This window comes from Archangium minus (genome assembly GCF_044360475.1).
Lineage (GTDB): Bacteria > Myxococcota > Myxococcia > Myxococcales > Myxococcaceae > Archangium > Archangium minus.
Map to the genome: position 1 here is coordinate 6,260,118 of NZ_CP043494.1, position 24,811 is coordinate 6,284,928.

The window sequence follows — 24,811 nt, forward strand, 5'->3', positions numbered from 1 at the left end:
CCTGACATCCTCTCAGCCCGCTCGCCGCCGGGGTCAGTCTCGCCGGGCCCGCACCTCGTCCAGCACCACGGGCACACCGCCCGCTGGCGCGAGCATGATGTGGCGATTGATCATCCGCACCGGCTCCGATGAGGCCAGCCGAAGCTTCGCCCTCCCTAGCAGTGTCGCGAGCACCACCTTCATCTCATACATCGCGAAAGCCATTCCCAGACACCTGCGGGCGCCGCCTCCGAAGGGCAGCCACGCATAGGGGTCCGGCTTCTGCTCGAGGAAGCGCTCGGGCTTGAAGCGCTCGGGCTCCGGGTAGAGATCCTCGCGGAAGTGGGTGAGCACGATGGCGGGGAGGACCGTCACTCCCGCGGACAGCGTGTAGTGCGTCAGCTCCAGGGGACCCTTGAGCTGGCGGGAGATGAGTGGCACCAGCGGACGGACCCGCAGCGCCTCCTTGATGGCCGCCTCGAGGTACTCGAGCCGTTCGATGTGTTCCGGCCCCAGCTCGTCGTCGCCCACCACCCGCTCCAGCTCCTCGTGCACCCGCGCCAGGGTCCTGGGCTCAGCCAGCAGCCGCTCCACCGTGAACGACAGGCCGATGGCGGAGGTTTCGTAGCCCGCGACGATGAGTGTCAGGAGCGCGTCTCGCAACTCCTGGTCGCTCATGGGCCTGCCGTCCTCGTGGGTGCTCTCCAGCAACATGCTGAGCACGTCCGTCCGTTCTGGTCTCCGAGGCTCTGCTCGGCGCCTCGCCACGAGCGAGTAGATGGCCGCGTCCACCCGTTTCTTCAGCCGTGAGGCGCGCGCCCAGGGCATCAGCGTGAAGAGGTCCATGCCGATCAGCGAGGGCAGCATCCGCAGTGGCGAGGTGGTGCTGTCCACCAGCGAGGAGAAATCCCGGGAGAACGCGGCGATTTCCCCAGGCGTTTCCAGCCCGAAGACGTTGCGCAGCATCAGCTCGAGGGTGATCTCCGTCATGACGTCGAGCAGCGGGAAGGGCCGTGCCCTCGGCCAGCGCACCAGCGAGGCGTGGGTCACCTCGCGCATCACCTTGGCGTAGGCCTGCATCCGCTCGCCCTGGAAGGGCGGTAGCAGCAGCCGGCGCTGACGGACGTGATCCCACTCATCGAGGATGACGACGGAGTGGGGCCCCAGGAAGGGCCGCAGCAGCGAGTTGCTCTCTCCTGCGTGAACCACCTCCATGGGGGCAGTGAAGACTCGTTTGATGTCCTGGGGCGAGCTGATGAAGACCATGTTCCCCGCGCCCGCCATGCGCAGGGTGAACGCCTCGCCGTATTGCTGGTGCCACCGCCGCAGGTAGTGTAACGGCTGAGAGAGATAGAGCGCGGTCTGGACCGGGCCCGGTAAGCGGGGGCCAGGAGGGAGCATGGAGTCCAGGTTACTCCACCTCCTCATGGAGAGTCATGGAGCGTGAGGTGCGACGAACCTCGCGCGCACTCCCGAGGGGAGGACCACGCCGAAGAAGAAGTCCTCCTTGAAGGGCTCCGTCGACTCGAGCTGCACCCGGGCGCGCGCTGCGATCGTCGCCACGGCTGTGCGCAGGAACACCATGGCGAAGTCGGTGGCCACGCACATGCGAGGGCCTCGCCCGAACGGAAAGAAGTGGCCGCTGCCGATGGGATCACGCGCCGCGCCCCCATCTAGCCATCGCTTGGGCTCAAAGGAGTCCGGGTTGGGCCAGTGCGTGGGGTCGCGGTGCAGGTGCTGGTTGGAGATCATGAGCGTCGTCCCCGCCGGCAACGTGACGCCGGCGAACTGCACGTCCTTGACCGGGGTGCGGATGAAGACGCGGACCGCGGGCAGAAGTCGCAACGCCTCGAGGGTGGCGGCCTCGACCCACCGCGCGTCGTTCAAACGCTCGAGGGTGGGTGGACCCCCCGCGAACGTGGTGGCCTCGGTCACGAGCCGCGCCTCGGCGTCGGGGTGCTTCCGCAGCTGGTGGAACGCACCCACCAGCGAGGTGCTCGAGGAGAAGACACCGCCGTAGAACATCAGCGCGACGTGGCGCGCCAGCCACGCGTCATCGAAGTCGGGCATCTCGCGCAGCATCCACGACATCAGATCCGTGGCACCCGGCTTCGGTGACTTTCTCAAGGCGCTGAGGCGCTCCTCGAAGAACCGGTAGAACCGCTCACGGGCGGCCTCGAAGCCCTTGGGCAACGAGACGAACGACAAGGGCAGATTGGACTTGAGCCGGGCATCCGCCCCCTTGGCGAGCAGCATGAAGTCCTCGTACACCGAGTCCGGCGTCTTCTCGCCTGTGCCGGCAACGGCGAAGGCGTCGAACGTCAGCCGGCGGATCACGGGGCTGAGATCGACCGTCTCCCCACTCGCAATGAGGGCATTGATGGATTCGGAGATCACCGCCTGCATGGGGGCGACCTGCTCGGCCAGCCACCGCGGAGACCAGGACTGGACGAAGGGATCCTGCCGGCGCTTGGTGGCCCAATCCCCATTCAGCTTCGCGATGAAGATCGAGTGCTCCGTCGTGGTCGGCTTGAGCTGCTCGTGGAGCGAGCCCTTCTCGAACTCCATGCGGCGAGAGTCGAGCACCTGCTCGATGAGCGTGGGATCGTTGAGCACCAGGGCCGGCTTGGGCCCCAGCCAGACCAGGGTGACGCCTCCGTACTCACGGCCATAGCGCGCGCAGACGTCCCAGGGCTTCGCGTCACCGAGGAAGTCTCCGGCGTTGCCGAGGATTCCAGGCACGGGACCGGGCAGGGACGCCAGGGCTCGGCGTTTGGAGCCAAAGAACAGGTTGAACAGACCTCGAGACAGCAGGTTCGGCACGGAGGGACTCCTTCGAGACACAGGTGGGGCGGGGTGAGCGTCGACTCAGACGGTGATGCCGCAGGGCACCCGGTCGGGCTGGAGCACGGTGTAGGGCACGTCGCGCTTCGCGTTGCGGGCCTTCACCGCGTCGAGCTGGGCGCGCAACCGCTCATAGAGGCGCTCTCGGACGGCGAGGAACCCAGGCTCCTGGAAGTAGGTCTCGCGCCATCCGCCCTCGTTGAGCAGGAACTCCTCGTCCTCGCCGAAGCTGGCGAGCGCGCGTCCGATGGCGACCTGCCAGAGTGTCTGGGAGCGGGTCGGGATTATCTCGGCGATGTCTTCCTGGCGCAGCAGGCCCTTCTGCGTTGGGGGAGGTTGGCGCATGCACAGCGGCGCGTTGGGGACGAAGGCGTAGTGCTCGTACTGGAGGTAGTTCACCGCGGCGTGGTGGACGCTGCCCGTGTAGAGCACGGTGGTGAGAATGTCGGCGAGGTCCGCGACGTGCTCGAGCCTGGCGCAGGGCATCTTGTCGACAGGGATGCCGTGCTCGATGAGATCGGCCCACCAGGCCTGGAGCTCGGTGTCGTTCACGACGTCAGCGTCGGACTTGTAGAAGGGGGAGAGCACGCCACCCACGTACTCCTCGAGCGCGTCCCACAGCGGCAGGGCATCGTCCCGGTACGGGTAGTCGGGCAGGATCGCCGGGTCGAGCACGCCCCGGCGCTCGAAGTCCAAGCGCGGCTTGTTGTCCGTCAGCTTCCAACGCTGGAAGCCCTTCTGGCCCAGCTTGATGTGTCCCTTGTCCGGGCCTCCGGTGGCGATGAAGTCGTCGAACACGCCGCCCTCGTCGAGCAGGCCCTTGCGCGCCCCGTCGTTGATGGCGAGCGTGTAGCGGAAGTGGCGGCGCATCAGCTTGTAGACGGGGTGCGGATCCGGCAGGTTGCGCATCGTCGCCATGACGAACGGCTCCACCACGAAGTGCGTGCGCACCGCGTGCGCGATCATCTGGTGGGCGTTGCCCTCGCTGCAGCGCAGGTAGATCTTCGCGGCGAGCCAATCCGTCTCGGAGTCGTTCGGGGTGAACACGGGATCCTTCTCAGGATCCCGGCCCAGCTGGATCGCCAGCGGACGCAGTCGCTTGGAATCCTCGAGGTAGAGCAGGCACCGGGACGGGGGCGCCCAGCGCCGCTCCTCGACCCCGTGCTTGTCGACCTTGCGGAACATGGGAATGCCCTCGAGCACCTCGAAGTCGATCAGGAACACCCGCCTGGCCTCGAGCGCCCCCGCAAGCGTGGTGCCCGGCGAGAGGAGACCTCGGACCTCCTGGTCCGTGAGCGGCATTCCCTCGGGCAGGGCGGTGATGCTCGTGATGTGGAGCGGATTGACGCCCTGGACGGCCTGCCGCGCGAACTCGTGGTCGTCCTGCCACCGCTCGGTGAGCTTGGGCACTTCCAGGTACCTGAGGACGTCGAGGGTATCCACCAACCCATTCCAGGCTTCGGCCAGGAGGGGTAGGTGCAGCCGGATCGTGGCCATCGTCTTGGCGATGACGCCCTCGTAGCTGCCCTCGGTCAGGCCCCGATACAGCTCGTCCTTGGGCAGCGGACGCTCCTTGCTGATGTCGAGCGCGCCGGGCAGCCCGGCGGTCGCCTCGGCGGGGCGCCAGGGGTACATCTTCTTGCGGTTCTCGAGCAGCGCGCGGCGGGCCTCCTTCGCGCGCTCGTGACGCACGTTCTGGGGCAAACCGGCCGAGCCCTCGAGGACCTCGACCGTCGTATTGCCCAGGACCCAGCGGTAGTGCGGAAAGTGCCAGCTTTTGTCACCCGAGGTGACATGGGCGAAGTCGAGGAGCCAGTCACTCGCCAGACCCGCGGAGTTGGTGAAGCGCAGCAGGAGCAGCTCACCGACATCCCGGGTCTTGAGCGTATACTCATCCTCCGCCCCCGCCTCGAAGTCGTTGTGGAAGCGCTTGTCCAGGACGTGCTGCTCGCTCTCTCCCAGTGAGCCCACCAGAACAACGCTGATGTTGGCGTCCGTCCCTGACCCCAGACGAGCGCCCGTACGAACCTTGATCTTGTATTCCACGCTCATGGCGTCCTCCCCAATGCAGAGCCCATGCCGTGTGTCGGACGAGGACCGCACCGCCTCATCAAGAGCACCACGGCGCCAGGGGCCCCCCGAGCCGAATGACCAACACGTCAAATGACACAGGTTGACACGTCAAATGACACAGGTTGACGCGTCAAGAACCGCCACAGCGGAACCTGGACAGGGCCGGATCAATCCTGAGCGCCATAACGACATACACGCAGCTGGCTTGATAATTGAATGGGGCGCCCACGGAGGATGCAATGACAAGCTACAACTTGAAGGGTCGCAGGGTACTGGTCACCGGGGGGGCGCGCGGCCTTGGGGCCGGCATCGCCGGGGCAATGGCGCGCGCGGGCGCGGACGTGATGGTGGCCGACCTGCTCGAGGAGGAGGGGCGTGCCACGGTGAGCGCCCTGCGCAAGGAGGGGGCCCGGGCCGCCTTCGTGAAGCTCGACGTGACCTCCGAGGCGGACTGGGAGCGCGGCATCGCACGCACTCTCGAGGAGCTCGGCGGGCTGGAAGTCCTCGTCAACAACGCGGGCATCGAGATCTCCGCGCTCGTCGTGGACATCGACCCGGAGGATCTTCGCCGCATGCTGGACGTCAACGTGGTGGGCGTGGCGCTCGGCCTCAAGCACGGCCTGCGTGCCATGCGCCCCGGAGGCAAGGCGGGCGCCGGAGGGTGCATCATCAACCTCTCCTCTGTATCGGCCACCATCGCCTTGCCGGGCATTGCCGGCTACTCGGGCACCAAGTCGGCCGTGGACCGGATGACCCGCATCGCCGCGCTGGAATCCGGCAAGCTTGGCTACGGCGTGCGCGTCAACTGCATCTACCCCGGGCTCGTCCCCACGGCGATGGGCATCGGGCTCGCGGAGAGCATGGTGAAGCTCGGGCTCGCGCCGAGCATGGATGCGGCCGTCCGCGACATCCTTGGTCAGACGCCATTGGGGCGGCTCGGCGAGGTGTCGGACATGGCGGATGCCGCCGTCTTCCTCGCCTCGGACGCCTCACGGTTCATCACGGGCATCGGGCTGCCGGTAGACGGCGGCATGGGCATGTGATGCCCCTCCGGAGTGGAGGCGGCGGGACTCGAGCCCGCCGCACCCAACCTGTTTGACGAGGGCGATGCCGACGCCGGGCGTCTCACAGCGGGTGTTGGGTATAACGAGCCTGCCGCTGGTGCTGCTCGGGGCATGGTAGCTTTCCGCGCAATGCCATGCGCTAACGTGCGGTTCCATTCCTTGTTCCTCCTCGTCCTCTCGCTTCTCGGAACCGCCGCGCTCGCGGCGGATACCTCGGATGCGGGCCTTCCTCCTCCCGCGAAGGCTGAATGTGGGCCGGAGCTCGGCGAGGCCCAGCGCGCCGTGGCCGAAGGGCGGCTCGACGAGGCGCTCGTGCTCGCACGCAAGAGCGCCGAGGGCTGCCCGGGTGCCCGGCTCCTCGCGGCACGGTTGCTGGCGCGCCAGGCGCAGTTCGACGAGGCGAGCACCTTCCTCGAGCGCGAGCTTCTCTCCCCGGCCCCTTCTCCGGGTGCGTTCGAGCTGCTCGTCAGCCTCTTTCCGCGACTCTCGCCCGCGCGTCAGGAGCAGGTGGTGGCACTCGGGGCTTCGCGTGAGGCACCCCTTCACGTCGGGGGCCTGGCACAAGCCAACCTCTGGCTGACGGACATCGTCTGCCGCGAGCGCCGGCTCGACAAGCTGGACACGAAAGACGTGCGGGGTTCGGGTCTGGGGAGTTACGGCTTCGAGTGTCCCCCGGGCGTCCCGCGCCAGGTCTTCTTCTTCATGACGGAACCCAGGAGCCCCCGCCGTCCGGCGTCGGGAAAGGGCGCTGGGCTCGCCGTGGAGCGCGTCCTCCCCGAGCTCGGCTCCCGCTTCGGAATCCACTCCACGCAGGAGTTGCGCGAGGCCGTCGAGGGGCCCCTCTCCGCGGACCGCGGTTCCGTCTGGCTCCTGTCCTGGCTCAAGGACTACCCGTCGCAGCTCCCTCTCTTGACGCAGATGGTGCGCGAGAGCCCCGATGACCTGGATGCGGTGGTGAATCTCAGCAACATCCAGATTCTGTTCGGGGACCTGAAGGGTGCCCTGCGGACGCTGGATGCAGTCCCCCTGGACACCGTGACCTTGAAGGACAGCCGGGGCAACGTGATGGGAACGAGCGCTCTCTTCTCCATGCGTTGCCGGGCGCTCCTCCAGCAGCGCAAGCTGAAGGAGGCCGAGGCGGCGTGCCGCACCGCTCTCGAGCGCGGCTCGAAGAAGAACGGGCCCGAGACCCTCGCACTGGTGCTCTACCTGCGGGGCCAGGACGCGGAGGCGCTGCGGTTCATTCGCGCGAGCCTCGCCGACACCCAGAAGAACCCCGCTGGCCACTTCCTGCACGGCCTCATCCTGCGCTCGCTCGGCAAGCCCGAGGAGGCCGCCCTGGCGTGGAAGGCGGCAGCGGACTACGGGCTGACACCCACCGTGGAGGCGCAGCGCAAGCGCTCGCGCGAGAACTGGGTCCGAGCCATGGAAGCGTACCAGCGGAAGCAGACGGCGGAGGAGCTTGCGTTCTGCGGTCACTACTACCTGGACCTGGAGTTTCCGGAGCGGGCCGAGGTGTGCTTCGCACGTGCGGAGTCGCTCCATCCGGGGCCCGCTGCCGCCGAGCGGCTCATCCACCAGGCCGAGTCGGATCCGGTGGCCGCGCTCCGTGCCACGGATGCCCTGCTGCGCAAGGAACGGAATCCCGCGCTTCTCTACGTCATGGCCTTCGGACTCCAGCGCGAGAACCAACCGGCCCTGGCGTTGCGCTGGTTGGACGAGTCCCTTCGCGGCGACCCCAGCCAACCCGGTGCACGCGAGCTGCTGACGCGCATTTGCAAGCAGCTCTCCCAGCCCGATTGCCTGGAGCAGTTCCGCAAGGGCAAGTGAACTGACTGGCTTTCCCTGAAAGTCATCCGCGAGCCAGGCCCATGGCGAATGAGTACCGGAGTCCACGAAGTCCGGCTTGGTGGAATTCTCGCGCGGAAGGGCTCGGTGGCCGCGTTCATGGCCAACGCTCGCGTGCTGAGTGATCCGGCTGCCTCGGAAGAGGCGCGCACGGAAGCGGAGCTGCACATCGTCGAACTCTTGCCCGCGCTCCGGGCCCTTGGCCGGCCAGGAGCCGCCGCAGCTGTTCAGTCGGCTTCGAGGTTCGCGATGATTCGCCGCAACATGCCGAGGTAGAGTTCCTTCTCGGCGTCGCTGAAGCCCGCCAGGGCCTCGGCGTTGCTCGTCTGGATGGTCGCCATCACGTCGCGGGTCTTCTTCATCGCCAGCGGCGTCAGGCGGATGAGGCTGCCGCGCCCATCACGAGGGTCCGGCTGGCGCTCCACCAGGCCGTCGCGTTCCATGCGCGTGAGCGTCGCCGCCATGGTGGGCTGCTCGATTGCCGCGAACTCGACGAGCTCCTTCTGGGACATCTCCTCGCCCGAGGACAACGCGAAGAAGACCGGAAGCTGTCCCGATGACAGGCCGAGCTTCTTGAGCCTGACGTCGATGGCCCGGATGAACAGCCGCGCCGCCCGCGTCGTCAGGTGCCCCGCGGATTGTCTGCCCTCCAACTTCGTCCCCATGGCACTCCTTTGGTTGCATAGCAGGCTATGTTGATTTATATCGCCTGCTATGCAATCTAGGAGGCGGACATGAAGCAGCGCAATTCCCTTCGCATCGCGATCATCGGGGGTGGACCGGCGGGGCTCACCCTCGCGCGCATCCTGTGGACCCGGGGGGTGACGGCCACGGTGTTCGAGCAGGAGGCATCCAGCGACGAACGGCCGCAGGGCGGCACGCTCGACCTGCATCCCGAGTCGGGCCAGGTCGCGGTGAAGCGGGCGGGGCTGGAGGCCGAGTTCCGCGCCCTGGCGCGCTACGAGGATCAGGGCATGCGGGTGATGGACAAGCAGGGCACGCTGCTGATCGACAATCCGGAGGGGATGGAGGAGGGGGAGCGCCCGGAGATCGACCGCGTCGTGCTGCGGCGGATGCTGCTCGATTCTCTGCCCGAGGGCATGGTGCGCTGGGGGCACAAGCTGCGCACGCTTGAGGCCCGAGAGGACGGGTCGCACGCGCTCACCTTCACGAATGGGCGCTCCGAGTGCTTCGACCTGGTGGTGGGCGCGGACGGAGCGTGGTCGAAGGTCCGGCCACTGCTGTCCACCGCCGTGCCCGAGTACACGGGGGTCACCTTCGTCGAGTTGGGACTGGATGACGTGGACTCGCGGCATCCGGAGATAGCCCGGATGGTGGGGAACGGCAGCCTGTTCGCGATGGCAGAGGGCCGGGGACTCGTCGCGCAGCGCAACGGCCACGGGCACATCCGTGTCTACGCGATGTTGAAGGTGGCGGAGGGTTGGGTGGAGGAAGGGGGCATCGACTTCACGAATGCCGGCCGGGTGCGTGAGGGCCTCTTGAAGCTGTTCTCGGACTGGGCGCCCCCCCTGCTCGCGCTCATCCGCGAGTGTGGAGACCGGATCGTGCCCCGGCAGATCTACGCGCTGCCCGTCGGGCATCGCTGGGCGCATCGCCAGGGGCTCACGCTGCTCGGGGACGCCGCGCACTTGATGTCCCCTTTCGGGGGACAGGGCGCCAACCTCGCCATGTTGGATGCTTCCGATCTGGCGCTCGCCCTCACCGAGCACGAGGATTGGGCCGCCGCGGTGCGCGAGCACGAGCTCGTCCTGTGCCAGCGGGCGGAGAAGGCCGCCCGGGGCGCGGCGGAAGGCATCGCCGATGCCCTCGCCGCCGACGCGGCGCGCGGCGCGTTCGAGCACGTGTCGCAGCGGGGCAAGTCGTCGGCCGAGGCTCAATCCCGGGCGTGAGCCTTCCCCGCGCCAGAAGCCGTGCTCAGGGCGCCGCCTTCTGGCTCACCGGGAGGGTGACGTTCCCGGGGTGACGGTACGGGGCCCCTGAGCCCCCTGAGCTTCCCACAGCTTGAGAGTACAGGGCCACGGCCCGCTCCTCGCCCGGCTTCACCCGGGCGCGGGGGGGCCTACCTTTGCACCCGCACAGCTGGGGTGGCTCAGCAGCCGAGGTTGTTGCCGGGGCTCACGCCGAGCAGGCTCGTGAAGTGCTGATAGGTGTTGATGCGGCTCTGCACCTGAGCAGGGTTGCGGCCATTGCACTCCAGGGCGCCGTTGATGGTGCGGATCGTCTCTCCGAAGCCTGCGCCGTTGACGATGGCATTGTGCGCCGTCATGGAGCCAGCGCCTGTCTGCGTGGTCCAGAACCAGAGGCCGGTGCGCCAGGCGACGTTCGCATCCCGCGCGACCAGGTCCGGATCGTTCATGAGGTTCAGCCCGAGCGCGTTGCCGGCGGCGCAGTAGTTGCCGTTCCAGGACAGCTGGATGGGGCCACGTCCGTAGTACCACTTGCCCGGCGCGCAGCCACAGCCCGGGGGACCCCAGCTGGTGTCGCACATCACGCTCTTGTTGATCTCCTCGGTGTACACGAGGCCGCCAGTCTCATGTGAGACGTTGGCGAGGAAGGCCGCCACCTCGCGCTTGCGGGTGTCGGTGTCGCCGGTGGTCGCGAACGAGGGGAAGGTCGACGCCGCCGCGAGCAGGGAGCTGTACGAGTAGAATGGATTGCGGCCCGGGAACATGGTGTTGAACATGGACTCGCTCAGGATGGCGCCCAGCCCGTTTCCGGGCAGCGGAGGATTGGTGCCGTCACCCACCTTGTCGAAGGTGTAGAGCTGGTTGGCCGTGCCGGTATACGGGTACTGGACGTATTCCGTGCCGTTCTCCGCCGAGCCCCAGTACAGGTCGATGACCATGTCCGTGTGGCGCGCATGGATGCTGAACTGGTTGTTGCCGCGGGTCACGAACCTGAACTGCTGGTTGTTCCCTCCGACGTACGTCCACTGATGGACCTTGGCGTTCTGCGCGGTGCTGTTCTCGGAGATATCGAGCGCTTTGTTGCTGTTGACGTTGATGATCTTCCAGTACCCATCCGACGTCGGGGAGATGTGGAACTTCTGCGCGTTGGTGTTGTTGCAGTCATACTGCTGCACCTTGGCGCCGTCCGCGGTGCTGGCCGAGGCGATGTCGATGCACTTGTTGGTCATGACGGAGCGGATGACGTAGTCGCCCTCTGTGATGCTCGACACGACGGCCGCGCTCTCCAGCTGAGAGGTCTCCTCGACCGCCACCATTTCGTCGGCAGCGCATCCACCCAGTCCAGCCACGACACCCAACAACGACAAACAACGATACACGATCCTACGGGACATATTTCTCTCCTCGTGGTTGGAGAAATACCGATCCTGACGACTTCATTGAGAAGCCAGCTCATTTTTTCGGGTCAAACCGCGTTTCAGAGCCGCACCGGCGATGTTCACGGCTCGCCTTTGGGCCGGTGCGGATGGGGTCCTCCACCAGGGATATCGCTGTGGGGGGGCACCACGAAGTGCGCAGGTGGGTACCGCCATCGAGGCAGGTGTGAGACCGCCAACGGTTGGGGACACCGGACTGGGGCCGAGGCGCTGTGGCCATTCAGGCATGCCGAGGTCTTCGGCGATGTCGAAGCCCGCCTCTTTCAGGTGAAATCGCTCATCCGGAGGCTCGTAGGAGGGGAGGGGATGCCACCCCTCTCCTTGGAGTCATCCGCCGTGAATCTCGCCCTGCTTCTGGTCCTGGCCGCCGCTCCCGCTCCGCAGTCGTGTGTCCCCGCGTTCACGAAAGCGCAGGCGAGAGGCATCATCGCCGATGCCCGCAGGATCGTTACACCCAACGGAGTCGAGGAGCTGCTCGAGCTGCCGATTGGTGGAACGAAGCAGTGGATTTCGGTGCGAGGACGAGACCGTCGCAATCCCGTCCTGCTCATGATTCACGGCGGTCCCGCCTCGCCGGAGATGCCGACGAGCTGGGCCTTCCAGGCGGGGTGGGAGGACTACTTCACCGTCGTCCAGTGGGACCAGCGCGGGTCTGGCAAGTCATACACCGCGAACGACCCGGCGATGATCGCACCCACGCTGTCCCTCGAGCGAATCACCCAGGACGCGGCTGAAGTGGTGCAGGCCCTACGAAAGCGTTACGGCAAGGAGAAGATCTTCGTCCTGGGCCACTCGTGGGGAAGCCTGGTGGGCCTGGGCCTCGCGCATAAGCATCCAGGGTGGCTTCACGCCTACGTGGGCATGGGCCAGGTCATCAACGGCCAGGAGAGCGAGCGTACAGGCTATGCGATCACGCTCCGCGCCGCCGAGGCGGCCAGGAACGACGAGGCCATTCGCGAGCTGAAGTCGATTGCGCCGTATCCCGAAAAAGACGGCACGTTGCCGCTCGAGAAGATCGGCCTCGAGCGCAAGTGGTCCGTTCGGCTCGGCGGCCTGAGCCATCGCCGGGACAACCTGGGGTACTACCTCAACCAGGCGGAGCTCTCGCCGGACTACTCCGACGAGGATGTGGCCGCCATCGACAAAGGCGCCGAGCTGTCGGTGCCGCGCCTGCTACCCGACCTCGGGAAGTTCAACTACACGAACGTTCTGGACTTTCGATGCCCCATCCTCATGTTCGCCGGGCGGCATGATTTCACGACGCCCTCCGAGCTCACCGCGGCGTGGCTCCAGAAGGTCCGCGCGCCGAAGAAGAAGCTGATCTGGTTCGAGAACTCGGGCCACATGGCGATGGTGGAGGAGCCCGGTCGTATGCTCGTGCATCTGGTCCAGGACGTGCGTCCCCTGGCCGGCAAGGCCGAGCTCGACGAAGCCGCGAAGTCCCCGGGTACTCCCAGGGGCTGAGGTCAGGGCGACGTCGCCTCTTCAAGCATGTTCAGGGTCCGGACCGGGCGGCTACTCATGGGCACACGTCGTTCAGGCATCCCTCGAGCCACCTCCCCTCGGCGGATCGCTACCGTGAACCAACTCCTGGCCATGCGCGCCTTCGTGCGCGTTGTCGAGACCGGCTCGTTCAGCCGCGCGGCCGACCAGCTGGCCCAGCCGCGCTCGACGATCAGCAAGCTGGTCACCGATCTCGAAAAGCATCTCGGCATCAAGCTGATGCATCGCACCACCCGCGCGCTCGCCGTCACCTCGGACGGACTGGAGTACTACCGCCGCGCCGAGCGCCTGCTCGCCGAGCACGACGCCATGGACCGCGCGGTGCGCGGCAGGAAGCTCATCTATCCGCCCAACCGGCATCAGCATGCCCGGTTGAAGGTCTTCGTCGATTGGGTCAGGCAGACCTTCGGCGACGCTGCGCCTGCGGTCGACCCGTAGCGCAGCGGCGCGGCGGTGGCTCGGAGGTGCGTTGTCTGTCTCTTCCGGTTGACACGGCGACTTACCAAAAGTAACTTACTAAAAGTAACTTACTAAAAGTATGCAGTCGGTGCCCTTCATCCGCAACCCGCAGGCAGGAGCCTTCGACATGCACACGCTCATCGTTGTCGCACATCCCGAGTCCAGGTCGCTCAGCCACAGCGTCGCCGCGCAGATCGCCGAGGGCGTGTCCCAGTCCGGTGCCGGCCATTCCTTCGAGATCGCGGACCTCGCCGCGGAAGCGTTCGATCCAAGGTTCACCGGGGCCGATCTCGCGGTCCACCGCAAGAAGGCGCCGCCGCCCGCCGATGTCGCCGCCGAGCAGGCGAGGATCGATCGTGCCGATGCCCTTGTCCTGGTCTATCCGGTCTACTGGTGGTCGATGCCGGCGCTTCTGAAGGGCTGGATCGACCGCGTGTTCGCCAATGGCTGGGCTTTCGACTTCAGCCTGGATACCGGACTGGTGAAGAAGCTTCGTCACCTGCGGGTTCACCTCGTCGCCATCGCAGGCGCCGACGCACGGACCTACGCCCGGCACGGCTACTTCGGCGCCATGAAGACGCAGATCGACCATGGGATCTTCGATTACTGCGGCGCCTGCGTCGTGACATCCGAGCTCCTGCTCGAATCCGAAACGCAGGATCCGGCGTTTCATCTGGACGCCGCACGTGCCATCGGCCGCAATCTCTTCAATGCATCCAAGCGATGCGAGGCGGTCGAGGCGGCATGAACCCATTGATCGAGCGGAAGTCGAGAACCCCAGGAGAGCACTCATGAAGTCACGCATCCTCATCTCAGGTGGTTATGGACTGGTAGGCGGTTTCATCGCGCGGCACATCAGGAAGCTCAACAAGGAGGTGGAGCTCATCCTCGCGGGGCGAAATCCCGAGAAGGGAGCGGCCCTCGCGCAGGAGCTGGGTGGCGCCACGACGGCTCGGCTCGATGTTTCGAATCCCGAGCGGGAACTGAGCGAGGTGGGACCTGTCGAGCTCATCGTTGCGGCCTTGCAGGACCCGGGCGACAATCTCATCCATGCCGCATTGGAGCGTGGCATCGCCCATATCGGCATCACGAAGCTGGCGGAAGACGTCGCGCCCGTTACCTTCGCGGCGGTGCGCTCGCCCCCGAAGCGGCCCATCGTCCTGCTGGGGCATTGGCAGGCAGGTGTGTTGACGCACGTTGCACGGAAGGCCGTCGAACCGTTCAGCCGTATCGACTCACTTCAGCTCGCGGGAGTCTACGATACGAAGGACCCGATTGGACCGATGACCGCCAATGACACCGAGCATTTCATCGGCCGTGCGCTGCTGCGTGAGGAGGGAGTCTGGAAATGGGTCGACGCCACGCAGCACGGGAGGTCCCTCCGTCTAGGGGATGAGCGTGTATCGCAGGGACTCCCCATGTCCGTGCTCGACGTGCCAAGCCTTGCCACGGTGACGGGGGCGCCGAATGTCCGCTTCGACCTCGTCCAGGGTGAGTCCCTCGGTACGCGCGCCGGGGGCCCGGCGTCCCATGATCTCTACATCGATATCGAAGGCCGCCTGAAGGATGGCACGCCAGCCCATCGTCGGACGATGGTTTCCGACCCGGTTGGCAACGCACACATGACCGCGCTGGGGGTGCTGGTCGTCATCGAGCGTATCCTGGGCCTGGACGGACGGCCCGCAGCACATGGCGGGCTGCAACTGCCCGAGACGCTCGTGGCGCCTGATGAGGCCATCGCGCGGTTCAAGCAGTTCGGTGTTCGCATCGTCAGCGACGCGTGAGGTGCAGGGACCCCTCCGGAGCTGTCTGGAAGGGCGTCCTGGTCATGAGAAATCAAAACTGCATGGATGCTTTTGTTGAATGCACGAAGGGCCGCGGTGAGTGGGCAGAGGAGTACGCAGCCGAGTTCGATGCGGTGGAACCCGCCATTGACTGGCTCAATCTGACGCCACTCCTGGTCATGGCGGAACGCTCCCCGGGAATGCTCTCCGAAATCGAGCTCGCGGAGGTGTGCAGGTGACAATCTTCGAGGAGCTTACAGGCGCGACGCTTTTCATCGGGACCCGGCGGCGAGCAGCGGAGGCGCTGGAGGCGCTGACCGCCAGGGGAATCCCCCCGCGGACTCCTTCGTTCGCCACACGCGTGGAGGCGGAGGAATGGTTGATGAGCCACCCAGCCAATCCCTATGCCTTCGTGGCAATCGCCGGGGAGCACTACTTCGCGGTGCATCACCCGAGGCTGAAGCGTCACTCCCTCCACCACGTGGCGTCCGTCGGGCCAGTGGGATTCCGCGCCAGAAGCGCGCGAGAGGCCACGGAGTCTCCGGAGACGGACAGGTCGATCCACGGCGACATCGCGACAACGCCGAGGATCCGATTCCCGTGTCGCGGCTGGGCTTGTTGGTCAGAACGGAGGGGTGAACGAGAACCAGGACCATCACGTCGAAGCCGCCGTGCCGATGGATGTCTTGCGCCGGCCAGAAGCCACGGGAAAGCACCGTCATGAAGGACATGGCCCCGTGAAGGTAGATGCCCAGCTGCATGGCCAGGGCCGCACCCACGTCTCCAGAGGCAGAGGCACCCTTCCTCTGCTTCCGGAGCACCCAGCGCTGTTCTCGCGGAGGCGGCGGGAATCGAGCCCGCCGCCTCGGAGCGCTACCGCCTAGTAGCGGTAGTGGTCGCTCTTGTACGGCCCTTCCTTGGGCACGCCGATGTACTTCGCCTGATCCGGCGTGAGCTCGGTGAGCATCGCGCCCAGCTTGGTGAGCTGGAGGCGGGCCACCTTCTCATCCAGGTGCCGCGGCAGCATGTACACGCCCGGCTTGTACTTGCCCGGGTTGGTGAAGATCTCCACCTGCGCCAGCACCTGGTTGGCGAAGGACGAGCTCATCACGTAGCTGGGGTGGCCGGTGCCGCAGCCCAGGTTCACCAGACGCCCCTCGGCCAACAGGATGATGCGCTTGTTGTCCGGGAAGATGATGTGGTCGACCTGCGGCTTGATGTTCTCCCACTTGTACTGCTTCAGGCCCGCCACATCGATCTCGTTGTCGAAGTGGCCGATGTTGCACACGATCGCATTGTTCTTCATGCGCTTCATGTGCTCGTGGGTGATGACCTGGTAGTTGCCCGTCGCCGTCACGAAGATGTCGGCCTTGTCCGCCGCGTACTCCATGGTGACGACCCGGTAACCCTCCATCGCGGCCTGGAGCGCGCAGATGGGATCGATCTCGGTCACCCACACCTGGGCCTGAAGTCCGCGCAGCGCCTGCGCCGAGCCCTTACCCACCTCGCCGTAGCCGGCGACCACGGCCACCTTGCCCGCGATCATCACGTCGGTGGCGCGCTTGATGCCGTCCACCAGGGACTCGCGGCAACCGTAGATGTTGTCGAACTTGGACTTGGTCACCGAGTCGTTGACGTTGATGGCCGGGAACGCCAGCTTCCCCTCCTTGGCCATCTGGTAGAGGCGGTGCACGCCCGTGGTGGTCTCCTCGGTCACTCCCCGGATGCTCTGGAGGTTCTTCGAGTACCAGCCCGGCTTGGCCGCCAGCTGCTTCTTGATCGCGGCGAAGAGAACCGTCTCCTCCTCGCTGCCCGGGTTGGCCAGCACGGAGGGATCCTTCTCGGCGCGCGTGCCCAGGTGGATGAGCAGCGTGGCGTCGCCACCGTCATCGAGGATCATGTTGGGCGTGCCGCCGTCGGCCCAGTCGAAGATCCGGTGGGTGTACTCCCAGTACTCCTCGAGCGACTCGCCCTTGTAGGCGAACACCGGGGTGCCGCCCGCGGCGATCGCCGCCGCGGCGTGATCCTGGGTCGAGAAGATGTTGCAGGACGCCCAGCGGACCTCCGCACCCAGGGCCTCCAGCGTCTGGATGAGCACCGCCGTCTGGATGGTCATGTGGAGCGAGCCGGCAATGCGCGCGCCCTTCAGCGGCTGGGTCTTGGCGAACTCATCGCGGATCGCCATGAGGCCCGGCATCTCGGTCTCGGCGATCGCGATCTCCTTGCGACCCCACTCGGCCAGCTTGATGTCCGCGACCTTGTAGTCGGTGAACTTGCTCAGATCAGTTACAGCCCGCATGCATTGCTCCTGATTGGCAGGGGGCTGGATGTGGCAGACGGCTCTTGCTCGCCTCCCGGGCACCCAGCCACGAGTCAGCGAGCGCCGTTGCACGAACCTGAGCCTGGCGGGGGAGGACCCCCGTTGCAGCGCTCCTCAGGGTGTGGGGACCCTATATCAGGACGATATTGCTTCGCCACAGAACTGAACCCTCCGAGGCTTCGGTCGAGCGGATGGGGGCCAGGGGGAGGGGTCCGGTATCTCGGTGGAGGGGAGCGGGGGCCTGCTTCCTTCCTCGCCCTGTCCCGTGGAGCAGACGCTCCAGTTCATCCGCGAACGCCCCGCTCGGATACGCGAGCTCCGCGAGGCGCACCGCTGAGGTTCGAGGTCAGCACCCAGCGCACGCCCTCGAGGCCGAGGTCCTGGGCGAGCTGGTCGACCATCTGCCCATAGTGCTCCTGCACCCATTGGCGGAAATAGCGATCTGGCACAGAGAGCACCAGATGCCCGTCCTCCACGTCGACGGGGCGGGCCTGAGCGAGCCAGGAGAGGGCGTACCGCTTCCCATGGTCGTTGAGTGAGGCAAGGCACGCCTGCCACAGGCGTCCGGCTTCCGTGCTCACGTCCACGGACGGCGGACCGGACGGCACCCCAGTCGGGTTCTCCTGCTGGACAGGCTGGAGGTAGCGTCCCCAGACCCGTGGGGTGCAGAAGGCTTCCGCGGTGCAGCGGGGCTCACGAGAGCGCCCCCAGTCCGAGTGGAGGTAGCCCCGCCAGGCTTCCAGGAGCCGTCCCTCGTCGCCGCCCACCTTGCTCAGTGCGCCGCGGTACCAGCTCGCCCAGCCCTTGGGCTGCTCCTCCGGGGGGATGCCGGGAAGTGCGCGGCAGCGTTCCTCCTGACAGGCCTCGAAGAAGGCTTCCGCTCCGGACGGGGCGCGCTCCGACTTCCGGGACTCCTGGGGCTCCGTGCCCGCGGACGTGGGGGTTGTCAGCACGGCGGTTGCCACGGCCTGACGCCACTCTTCGCGCGGAGGAGACGCGGGCACAATGTGCGTGCCGGGCAGGGCGAGCTGGACGGGGGTGTCGTCTGCGGACGCGTCCTCATCTGGGCGCGGGAGCGGGGCGACGGGAGCGAGACGTCCGGCGGACATTGCCGCTTCCAAGGCCTCTGCTGCAGCAGAAGAAGTCTTCTTCTCACTCTCTTTCTCTCTCTTCTTTCTTGCGGGGGACGTCACGGGGATGTCCGAGGAACGTCCCGCGGACGCGCCGGAGCTCTTGGCGGCACGCTCTCGTCGCTTGCGCTCGGCCTCTTTCCTTTTCTTTTCGAGGACTTGCACGTAGCGATCGCAGAGGGTGAAGCGGACGCTGTCTCCTTCCCGCACCAGAATCCCGGCGCGAAGCAGCGCGTCCCAGAAGGCTCCGGGAGCGCCCGTCCACCGGACCGCACCCTCGACCGCGTCCCGCCATACCGCCTCGTCCGCGGATGCGTCCGCGGATGCGTCCGTGGACATGTCCAGGACGTGTCCGCCGGACGCGGGGAAGGGTTCGAAGCGCCCAGCGGGCAGGGCCTGCACCGCCCAGATCTGGAGCTCCACCATGGCGCCCACGAAGGCTCGCCGATCCATCCCCAGTGCGCGTGCAGCACACACCACGGGGAGGCTCATGGGAAAGCCCACGTCCACCTGTACCCAGTCCAACCCGGCCACGTCACCGCCTCCCCAGGGACCCGCGCGCGGCGCGCGTGATCCCCGTGTGCATCCGCCTCACGCCGGCGGCCACATCCACATCCCCCTTCGTGGAAGCACCGTGGCGCCCGCCCCCAAGAGGGGAGAGGTGCCATCCGTGTTGCCACGCCACCAGCAGGAGAAGCCGCTGGAAAATGGCCTCGGGGTGATCCACTCCCGCGATCTGGGCTGTCCCTCTCGGATCGTCTACCCCCCGGGTCACCTGGTCCCGGGGGCTCCCGTTCGCTGGTGAAGCCACGTGTCGCTACAGGGATGTTGCTCTTAAGGTAGTGTGCGACTTATCCTCCTAAAATTCAGGAAAACAGAGATATTGGACACATCTCCATGATTCTCTGGATTACCGGAACGAATGCGAGCAAAAGCCCCCTCCGTCATGTCGCGGAATCTCCCTACGGAGCTTCAATCGGGTCAGGCGGCGGTGGAGGCAGCGATCACGCTTCCATTGGCGGTTTTCCTGATCCTGGGGACGCTCCAACTCTTTCTACTGCTCCAGGCGCGAGCTCTGACCGAGTACGCGGCGTTCCGTGCTGTGCGCACGGGCAGCGTCAAGCATGGGGACTGCGAGGCCATGAGCCACGCGGCCATCGCGGTGTTACTGCCGTCCTTCGCTCGGACGGATTCGCCGGCAGCGCTCGGGACGGCCTTTCGCAACCATCGGGACAACCAGTACCGGCCCGGGCACGACTCGGGGCACAGCGGCAGCATCGTGTGGATTGCTCGGGAGCGGCCGCTGCGCGCGCAGATCCGTCCGGACGAGGAAGAGTCCTTCGATGATCCGGCCCGCTACGCCAGTGTGGCGGATGTGATGCGGCTGGAGGCGCGGCTCGTCTTCTGGTACCCCCTGCGCATTCCCTTCGCGGACTGGGTGTTGAGCCGGATGTTCCTGGCCCACATGGGGCTGCGCGAATACTCCTCCACGGATCCGCTCATTCCGACCCACACGGCGCACTGGACGGGCCAGGTGGTTCCCTCGCTCGATGCGGCCATCCGCCAGGAGCTGCTCTCGCGCGCCGAGCGTCGTGACTATGTCTTCCCGCTCCAGGCCAGCTACTCCATGCGCATGATGACCTCGGCACGGCTCCGGTTCTTCGAGACCCAGAACTGTCCCCTCACGCCGGAGGGCCTATGAGCTCCATTCGCTCCCGAGGCCAGTCGCTGGTGCTCATGTGCCTGACGATGCTGCTGGTCACGGTCATGGTCTGCCTGTCGCTCTCGTTCTCCCTGAAGCTTCGCGAGAAGATGGAGACCCAGAGCGTGGCGGACCTGGCCGCCTACAGCGGAGCGGTGGCCACCGCGCGCACCTTCAACAGCATCGCCCTGATGCGCCGCGCCCAGACCGCGCACCTGGTGGCCGCGACTGGGACGATGAGCCTCATCAGCTGGACCAGCCTGACGCGCGCCAACCTCAACGCCTCGCGCCTGGCCGCCGCGGGCTGTCCCGCCGCCGCTGAGGCGCTCGAGGCCCTGGAGACCACGAACGAGGAGATCTCGCGCAGGTGGAACGAGCTGGACGCGGAGGCGGGCGTGCAGACCTACAACATCCATGTCCTTGCCTTCCACCTGGCGGTCATGCAGGGGATGATGTTCCAGCAACTCCAGCAGAGCGTCGGGGGAGGGCAGGAGTCCTTCACCGAGCAGCTGGCGAAGCTGGCCAACGAGGGCAGTCGTTTCAAGGGCGAGCTGCGCGCGGGGCCCACCCAGGTGTCCCTGAACGAGCTGGCGTATGCCACCTCTGGAGGCTTCGACCACGCCGTGGACATGGCCATGGCCAGCCGGGGCTACGAGTTCATCACCCGCCGCCAGGGGATGCCGAGCTTCACGGGTTCCGGGGGCATCCTGGGGGCCATCTCCGCCGCGGGAGGCAGTCTGCGCGTCATCCGTCAGGGAGGCAGCTCCTATTGGGGTGAGGCCCTGGGGCATGGTGGACGGGCGGAAAAGACCTACTTCACCTGGGCGGAGGACCATGCCGTGGTGGAGGTCCGCTTTCCCGGCTGCGCTCCCTTCAGCATCAGGGCCTGGGCGGGCGTGAAGGCCACCGACCTTCAGGATGACTCCGACAACCACTGGTGGACGCCTGACGTCCCAGCAATCGGTGGCTCGGATCCGGGCATGGAGAAGCAGTACCGGCACACGCTTCTGCCCTGCTTCCCGCGCGAGTACTGCCCGACTACCTTCGTCGGGGGCATGGCGTACAACACGGGCGACCGCTCGGACGACAACCTCTGGGCCCAGCCGAAGATCTTCGCGCTCGCCCAGCGGGACTACAAGGTGCGGGGACTGCGCGCGGATCCCTGGAACCTGCTCTTCCGCTTCCGCTTCACCGCCGGGCGCGACAGCACCTTCGACAACCACGGCCTGCACCTGGCGGATGGCACGGACATCAGCGTGCAGTCCGCGCTCGCCACCGGGCTGGCCTACTACCACCGGCGCGGACACTGGAACGAGCCGCCCAACCTCTGGAATCCCTTCTGGCGCGCCACCCTCGTCGCCTCGGACATCGACAGTGGGGGAGACCTGAGGCGCGGTGGCACCGACATCCCGGACACGGTGGGCGGACCGGCGGCCGAGGCCTACCAGCAGCTCATCCGAGCGGGTTACAAGGGAGTGCACTGATGCGCGGGATGCTTCAACGCGCTCCACGTGGCCAGTCCTCGGTGGAGCTGGCCCTGAGCCTGATCGTCTTCGTCACCGTGGTGATGTTCGGCATCCACTTCGCCGAGGTGGGTTACCTCTCGCTCAAGGTGCACGAGGCCGCCGTCTCCCCGCTCTGGGATAGCACGGCGCTTCGGGTGCATCGGATGCGCGAGCAGCGAGGGGCCATCGGTGACTTCAGCACCTTCCCCGCGATTGCTCCCGCGGTGATGGCCAACGCCAACGCGCGTTACGTGGACTTCGACGGACGTAGCTCCACCCCGGGCTCCCGCACGCAGGTCACCCAGGTCTTCACCCGACTGAATGAGCTGCGTGTGCGGTGCGACCGCGAGGACAAGATTGAGTTCGACGTTCCCCGGAGCCAGAAGCCGGCGCTCCTGGCGCCACGGCAGGGTGACTGGCCTCAGGCCCCGCCCGGGCAGGACGTGGGAGACTCGGAGGACAGCGTGCTCGACGGTGTCTACGAGAACATGGGTGGCATCACCTGCGCCGCGGAGGCGCACATCGAGGGCTTGCCCTCGTTGCCCACCACCTTCCTTGAGGGACGCACGGGCTTCTTCGAGGAGAAGCACTCCGTGCGGCTCGACATGCGCGTGTGCGCTGCGGGCCAGGCCGTGGGGGGCAGGTGCCAGGGTCGCTACGGCATCCTCCTCGGGGACTTTGGCTTCGCGGATCGCGAGGTGAGCGGGCAGTGTCCTCTTCGGCCGGAGCAGCCGAACGAGCCCTGCGCGGAGAACCGGGCCTTCTATGAGGCGGCCCTGAATGTGTTCGACAAGAACGGGCGCGCCGCCGGTCACTCCGCCTCCGACTTCGCCGAGTACTTCGTCGGCTACAGCCCCATCGACGAGAACGGCTTCTTCATGAGCTACCGCGGCGAGGAGGACGACTACATCGAGCAGAGCACGCCGCCCGGCGAGTCGCAGGACGAGCTCGATCGGCCCCGCAATACCGGCGGTGTGGAGCACAAGCCGACCGCCCTGCGCCGTCAGTCCAACGTCTGTTTTCTGGGGATCAGGGGATGCTGAGTGGGTTGCTTGTCCTCAAGCTGTTGATGGCCGCGTCCCCCGCGCAGGCCCCGGATCCCTTTCATTGGAAGGTGCCGGGGCTGGTGTCCGTGGTGGAGGTTCCTTCCGAGATGAGCGTGGGGGGCGTGCCCGTTCGTCTCCAGGTCTACACCTCGCGGGAGACGGTGCAGCGCCTCCTCCAGTACTTCGCCACCGCCTTTGACGAGGCTGGCTTCTACATCCAGCGCCAGCAGCAGCAGCTGATCGCCCAGCCCCACCTCACCGCGCTGGATACGCGGACCTTCACCTCCTACACCGTCATCTTCGAACCCGAGCCTGGAGGGCTCACGTCGGTGGTGCTCGGCGAGGCGAAGCTGAACGCGCCCCGGCCGGCCGCTCCATCCAAACTCGTTCCCGTGTACCCCGGAGCGGTGAACGTCCTGCATGGCGACTTCGAGGGTGCACAGACGCTCACCTTCCGCGTGGCAGCGAAGGAGGCGCAGGTGCACAACTGGTACCGCGAGCAGCTCACCCGCGCCGGGTACAAGGAGGAATCACCTCGCGTCTTCCGCAGGCGGGAGCAGGAGATCCGGTTGTCCCTCTCCGTGAAGGGGGACTGGGTCGACGCCGTGCTCTTCCTCAAGACGGCTGGAGAGCCGCTGCCCCTGGATCCCGGGCGGTAGCGAGCCCCGCGAGCAGCCCGGCTCTGGGGACGGACCAGATCTCCTCTCCCTGGATGCCCCAGCCCTCGAGGAGATGGTTGGCGGCCATGAAGCCCGAGGTGGTGGCGCGCTCCATCAAGGCCGTGGGGATGGGCAAGCGGACGAAGTCGCCGGCGAGCGCTACCCGCGGGGAGGGCGTCTCCACCGTGGGACGTGTCCGGAAGGAGCCCGGAGCGAAGGAGGGACAATCCCGGCGGAGCAGGAATCGCTCCTCGAGCGTGCGCGCGTCGCGAAGCTCCGGGTAGAGCGTGTGCAGGCCTCCGAGGAGCTCGCGCCGCACGGACTCTTCGTCGAGCTCCAGTGGCAGACCATAGGCATGGAGCTCGACCACGGAGCCGCCCGTCCGCGCCGCCCACCGTCGGCTCTCGCCCTCGAACAGGTGATAGAGCGAGATGTTGTCGATGATTCCCAGCCCGGTGGTGCCCACGAAGGGATGGCGGCCTGGCCCGGACGGGCGATCGAGCCACAGCCGCCAGACTGCGAACGGCGAGGTCAGCGAGAGCCCCAGGACCTTCTCGCGCCACCCCCTGTCGAGCAGCTCCGGCGAGTTCGTCACAATCCGCTGGAGCGCCGGCACCGTGGTGGCGAGCACCACCGCGTCCGCCTCGACGGGCTCCGCGTCTTCCACCTGGATTCGCACGCCCCCGTCCTCGCGAGGGTTCACCGCGGTGACGGATTGGCCGAGCCGGAATTGGACGTGTCTCTTCTCCAGGTAGCGGCGCAGCGGGTGCCACAGCGCCGAGGCGAACGACTCGTCGAGCACGTCGAAGACGAGGCCCTCCGGATTCCCCATGAAGTAGAAGTGAAACATCATCAGCAGCTCAGCCGCCGACATGTCCTCCTCCGGATTGAAGAAGGAGTGGGAGAAGACATTGAACATCATGCGCCGGGCATGGGGCGGGAACCGGAGCGAGTCCAGGTACTCGCGCGCATTGCGGTGATCGAACGTGGCGTACGTCCGCTCCATGTCGAAAGCGAGCATCGCCAGGCCGGAGCGAACGTCGATGTGACGCAGCTCCATGAGCCGCAGCGACGGCGAGCGGCGGACAAGGCTGATGAGATTGAAGGGCGGGAGCGCGGGGAGGTTGGAGAAGGACTCCATGCTCCCTCCAGGGCCGTAGATGGGGTAGTCCTCCAGCCGGCGCAGGCGCTCCAGTCGAGGATCCACGCGGCGCAGCAACGCACGCAGGTTGTAGTACTGGCGGAAGAAGGCATGGAAGCCACGCTCCATGTCGAAAGGCTCTCCGTCCGCCAGACGTTCCCTCCAGGCCGCCACCCGGCCCCCAAGGAATGGCTCGCGCTCGATGACGGTGACGCGGACGCCCCGCTCGGCCAGGACGGTGGCTGCCGCCATGCCGGCCAAACCTCCGCCCACCACTGCGGCGGAGAGGCCCTCGGGCGCGCGGGGGCGCCTTGCCTGGGGAGAGGGGGCGAGCCGCTCGGGGGAGAAACGCCCGGTGGACAGCTTCGGCAATGCGAGCGGAAGGCGCAT

At 66.7% G+C, this 24,811-nt stretch carries 19 protein-coding genes and 1 riboswitch; of the genes, 11 read left to right on the forward strand and 8 right to left on the reverse strand.

Annotated features, from left to right (window positions below; all coding sequences use genetic code 11):
• Window positions 1-33: 33 nt before the first annotated feature.
• The 3 genes from F0U60_RS25395 to F0U60_RS25405 are packed head-to-tail and all read right to left on the reverse strand — an operon-like array spanning window position 34 to window position 4,875.
• Window positions 34-1,380: a cytochrome P450 gene (locus F0U60_RS25395; RefSeq protein WP_395824306.1), complete on the reverse strand. Its 1,347-nt coding sequence runs from the start codon at window positions 1,378-1,380 to the stop codon at window positions 34-36.
• Between the two features lie 33 nt (window positions 1,381-1,413).
• Complete coding sequence (locus F0U60_RS25400; protein ID WP_395824309.1) at window positions 1,414-2,802, reverse strand: cytochrome P450; 1,389 nt, start codon at window positions 2,800-2,802, stop codon at window positions 1,414-1,416.
• A gap of 45 nt (window positions 2,803-2,847) precedes the next feature.
• A complete protein-coding gene (locus tag F0U60_RS25405; protein WP_395824312.1) occupies window positions 2,848-4,875 on the reverse strand; it encodes a lipoxygenase family protein in 2,028 nt (675 codons plus the stop codon).
• 260 nt (window positions 4,876-5,135) lie between these two features.
• Between F0U60_RS25405 and F0U60_RS25410 the strand changes: the two genes are divergently transcribed.
• The gene (locus F0U60_RS25410) at window positions 5,136-5,939 is read left to right on the forward strand and encodes an SDR family NAD(P)-dependent oxidoreductase (RefSeq protein ID WP_395824316.1); all 804 of its coding nucleotides are present in this window, start codon (window positions 5,136-5,138) and stop codon (window positions 5,937-5,939) included.
• 165 nt (window positions 5,940-6,104) lie between these two features.
• A complete protein-coding gene (locus tag F0U60_RS25415; RefSeq protein WP_395824320.1) occupies window positions 6,105-7,790 on the forward strand; it encodes a tetratricopeptide repeat protein in 1,686 nt (561 codons plus the stop codon).
• A gap of 245 nt (window positions 7,791-8,035) precedes the next feature.
• On the opposite strand, the gene F0U60_RS25420 is transcribed toward F0U60_RS25415, so the two are convergent.
• The gene (locus F0U60_RS25420) at window positions 8,036-8,473 is read right to left on the reverse strand and encodes a MarR family winged helix-turn-helix transcriptional regulator (protein ID WP_395824323.1); all 438 of its coding nucleotides are present in this window, start codon (window positions 8,471-8,473) and stop codon (window positions 8,036-8,038) included.
• A gap of 69 nt (window positions 8,474-8,542) precedes the next feature.
• On the opposite strand from F0U60_RS25420, the gene F0U60_RS25425 reads away from it, so the two are divergent.
• Window positions 8,543-9,718: an FAD-dependent oxidoreductase gene (locus F0U60_RS25425; RefSeq protein ID WP_395824326.1), complete on the forward strand. Its 1,176-nt coding sequence runs from the start codon at window positions 8,543-8,545 to the stop codon at window positions 9,716-9,718.
• 200 nt (window positions 9,719-9,918) lie between these two features.
• Here F0U60_RS25425 and F0U60_RS25430 read toward each other — a convergent pair whose 3' ends face one another.
• Complete coding sequence (locus F0U60_RS25430) at window positions 9,919-11,130, reverse strand: glycoside hydrolase family 19 protein (RefSeq protein WP_395824329.1); 1,212 nt, start codon at window positions 11,128-11,130, stop codon at window positions 9,919-9,921.
• A gap of 348 nt (window positions 11,131-11,478) precedes the next feature.
• Between F0U60_RS25430 and F0U60_RS25435 the strand changes: the two genes are divergently transcribed.
• The 4 genes from F0U60_RS25435 (at window position 11,479) to F0U60_RS25450 (ending at window position 14,918) form a co-directional block, all read left to right on the forward strand.
• On the forward strand, window positions 11,479-12,636 hold the full coding sequence (locus F0U60_RS25435) for an alpha/beta fold hydrolase (protein ID WP_395824332.1): 1,158 nt from the start codon (window positions 11,479-11,481) through the stop codon (window positions 12,634-12,636).
• 114 nt (window positions 12,637-12,750) lie between these two features.
• Window positions 12,751-13,113, forward strand: a complete 363-nt coding sequence (locus F0U60_RS25440; protein WP_395824336.1) for a LysR family transcriptional regulator — start codon at window positions 12,751-12,753, stop codon at window positions 13,111-13,113.
• A 148-nt stretch (window positions 13,114-13,261) separates the two neighbouring features.
• Window positions 13,262-13,882: an NAD(P)H-dependent oxidoreductase gene (locus tag F0U60_RS25445; protein WP_395824339.1), complete on the forward strand. Its 621-nt coding sequence runs from the start codon at window positions 13,262-13,264 to the stop codon at window positions 13,880-13,882.
• A 43-nt stretch (window positions 13,883-13,925) separates the two neighbouring features.
• On the forward strand, window positions 13,926-14,918 hold the full coding sequence (locus tag F0U60_RS25450; RefSeq protein ID WP_395824342.1) for a hypothetical protein: 993 nt from the start codon (window positions 13,926-13,928) through the stop codon (window positions 14,916-14,918).
• 880 nt (window positions 14,919-15,798) lie between these two features.
• On the opposite strand, the gene ahcY is transcribed toward F0U60_RS25450, so the two are convergent.
• Both ahcY and F0U60_RS25460 read right to left on the reverse strand, forming a co-directional pair.
• Window positions 15,799-17,217, reverse strand: a complete 1,419-nt coding sequence (gene ahcY, locus F0U60_RS25455; protein ID WP_395824345.1) for an adenosylhomocysteinase — start codon at window positions 17,215-17,217, stop codon at window positions 15,799-15,801.
• A gap of 72 nt (window positions 17,218-17,289) precedes the next feature.
• A riboswitch (S-adenosyl-L-homocysteine riboswitch) is annotated at window positions 17,290-17,360 on the reverse strand.
• A gap of 162 nt (window positions 17,361-17,522) precedes the next feature.
• Window positions 17,523-18,902 carry a DnaA N-terminal domain-containing protein gene (locus F0U60_RS25460; RefSeq protein WP_395824347.1) on the reverse strand — a complete coding sequence of 460 codons (1,380 nt, stop codon included), beginning with the start codon at window positions 18,900-18,902 and terminating at the stop codon, window positions 17,523-17,525.
• Window positions 18,903-19,314: 412 nt separating this feature from the next.
• On the opposite strand from F0U60_RS25460, the gene F0U60_RS25465 reads away from it, so the two are divergent.
• Genes F0U60_RS25465 through F0U60_RS25480 form a run of 4 tightly spaced genes read left to right on the forward strand, consistent with a single transcriptional unit; the run spans window position 19,315 to window position 23,280 of the window.
• Entirely contained in the window at window positions 19,315-20,070 is a 756-nt protein-coding gene (locus F0U60_RS25465) for a TadE/TadG family type IV pilus assembly protein (RefSeq protein WP_395824350.1), read from the forward strand.
• A complete protein-coding gene (locus F0U60_RS25470) occupies window positions 20,067-21,554 on the forward strand; it encodes a pilus assembly protein TadG-related protein (protein WP_395824353.1) in 1,488 nt (495 codons plus the stop codon). The genes F0U60_RS25465 and F0U60_RS25470 overlap by 4 nt, the downstream gene beginning before the upstream one ends.
• The gene (locus tag F0U60_RS25475) at window positions 21,554-22,618 is read left to right on the forward strand and encodes a TadE family protein (RefSeq protein ID WP_395824356.1); all 1,065 of its coding nucleotides are present in this window, start codon (window positions 21,554-21,556) and stop codon (window positions 22,616-22,618) included. Before F0U60_RS25470 ends, F0U60_RS25475 begins: the two co-directional genes overlap by 1 nt.
• Window positions 22,612-23,280, forward strand: coding sequence for a hypothetical protein (locus tag F0U60_RS25480; protein ID WP_395824359.1), 669 nt, complete (start codon window positions 22,612-22,614; stop codon window positions 23,278-23,280). The genes F0U60_RS25475 and F0U60_RS25480 overlap by 7 nt, the downstream gene beginning before the upstream one ends.
• Here the strand turns inward: F0U60_RS25480 and F0U60_RS25485 are convergent.
• The gene (locus F0U60_RS25485; RefSeq protein WP_395824361.1) at window positions 23,237-24,811 is read right to left on the reverse strand and encodes an FAD-dependent oxidoreductase; all 1,575 of its coding nucleotides are present in this window, start codon (window positions 24,809-24,811) and stop codon (window positions 23,237-23,239) included. The two genes, F0U60_RS25480 and F0U60_RS25485, sit on opposite strands and share 44 nt — an antisense overlap.

Excerpts from the sequence above, each read along its gene's own strand:
- F0U60_RS25425 (WP_395824326.1), top strand. The coding sequence starts at position 8,543 with ATGAAGCAGCGCAATTCCCTTCGCATCGCGATCATCGGGGGTGGACCG.
- F0U60_RS25445 (WP_395824339.1), top strand. The coding sequence starts at position 13,262 with ATGCACACGCTCATCGTTGTCGCACATCCCGAGTCCAGGTCGCTCAGC.
- ahcY (WP_395824345.1), bottom strand. The coding sequence starts at position 17,217 with ATGCGGGCTGTAACTGATCTGAGCAAGTTCACCGACTACAAGGTCGCG.
- F0U60_RS25465 (WP_395824350.1), top strand. The coding sequence starts at position 19,315 with ATGTCGCGGAATCTCCCTACGGAGCTTCAATCGGGTCAGGCGGCGGTG.
- F0U60_RS25475 (WP_395824356.1), top strand. The coding sequence starts at position 21,554 with ATGCGCGGGATGCTTCAACGCGCTCCACGTGGCCAGTCCTCGGTGGAG.
- F0U60_RS25395 (WP_395824306.1), bottom strand. The coding sequence starts at position 1,380 with ATGCTCCCTCCTGGCCCCCGCTTACCGGGCCCGGTCCAGACCGCGCTC.
- F0U60_RS25470 (WP_395824353.1), top strand. The coding sequence starts at position 20,067 with ATGAGCTCCATTCGCTCCCGAGGCCAGTCGCTGGTGCTCATGTGCCTG.
- F0U60_RS25410 (WP_395824316.1), top strand. The coding sequence starts at position 5,136 with ATGACAAGCTACAACTTGAAGGGTCGCAGGGTACTGGTCACCGGGGGG.
- F0U60_RS25480 (WP_395824359.1), top strand. The coding sequence starts at position 22,612 with ATGCTGAGTGGGTTGCTTGTCCTCAAGCTGTTGATGGCCGCGTCCCCC.
- F0U60_RS25420 (WP_395824323.1), bottom strand. The coding sequence starts at position 8,473 with ATGGGGACGAAGTTGGAGGGCAGACAATCCGCGGGGCACCTGACGACG.
- F0U60_RS25485 (WP_395824361.1), bottom strand. The coding sequence starts at position 24,811 with ATGCGCCTTCCGCTCGCATTGCCGAAGCTGTCCACCGGGCGTTTCTCC.
- F0U60_RS25435 (WP_395824332.1), top strand. The coding sequence starts at position 11,479 with ATGCCACCCCTCTCCTTGGAGTCATCCGCCGTGAATCTCGCCCTGCTT.
- F0U60_RS25430 (WP_395824329.1), bottom strand. The coding sequence starts at position 11,130 with ATGTCCCGTAGGATCGTGTATCGTTGTTTGTCGTTGTTGGGTGTCGTG.
- F0U60_RS25405 (WP_395824312.1), bottom strand. The coding sequence starts at position 4,875 with ATGAGCGTGGAATACAAGATCAAGGTTCGTACGGGCGCTCGTCTGGGG.
- F0U60_RS25450 (WP_395824342.1), top strand. The coding sequence starts at position 13,926 with ATGAAGTCACGCATCCTCATCTCAGGTGGTTATGGACTGGTAGGCGGT.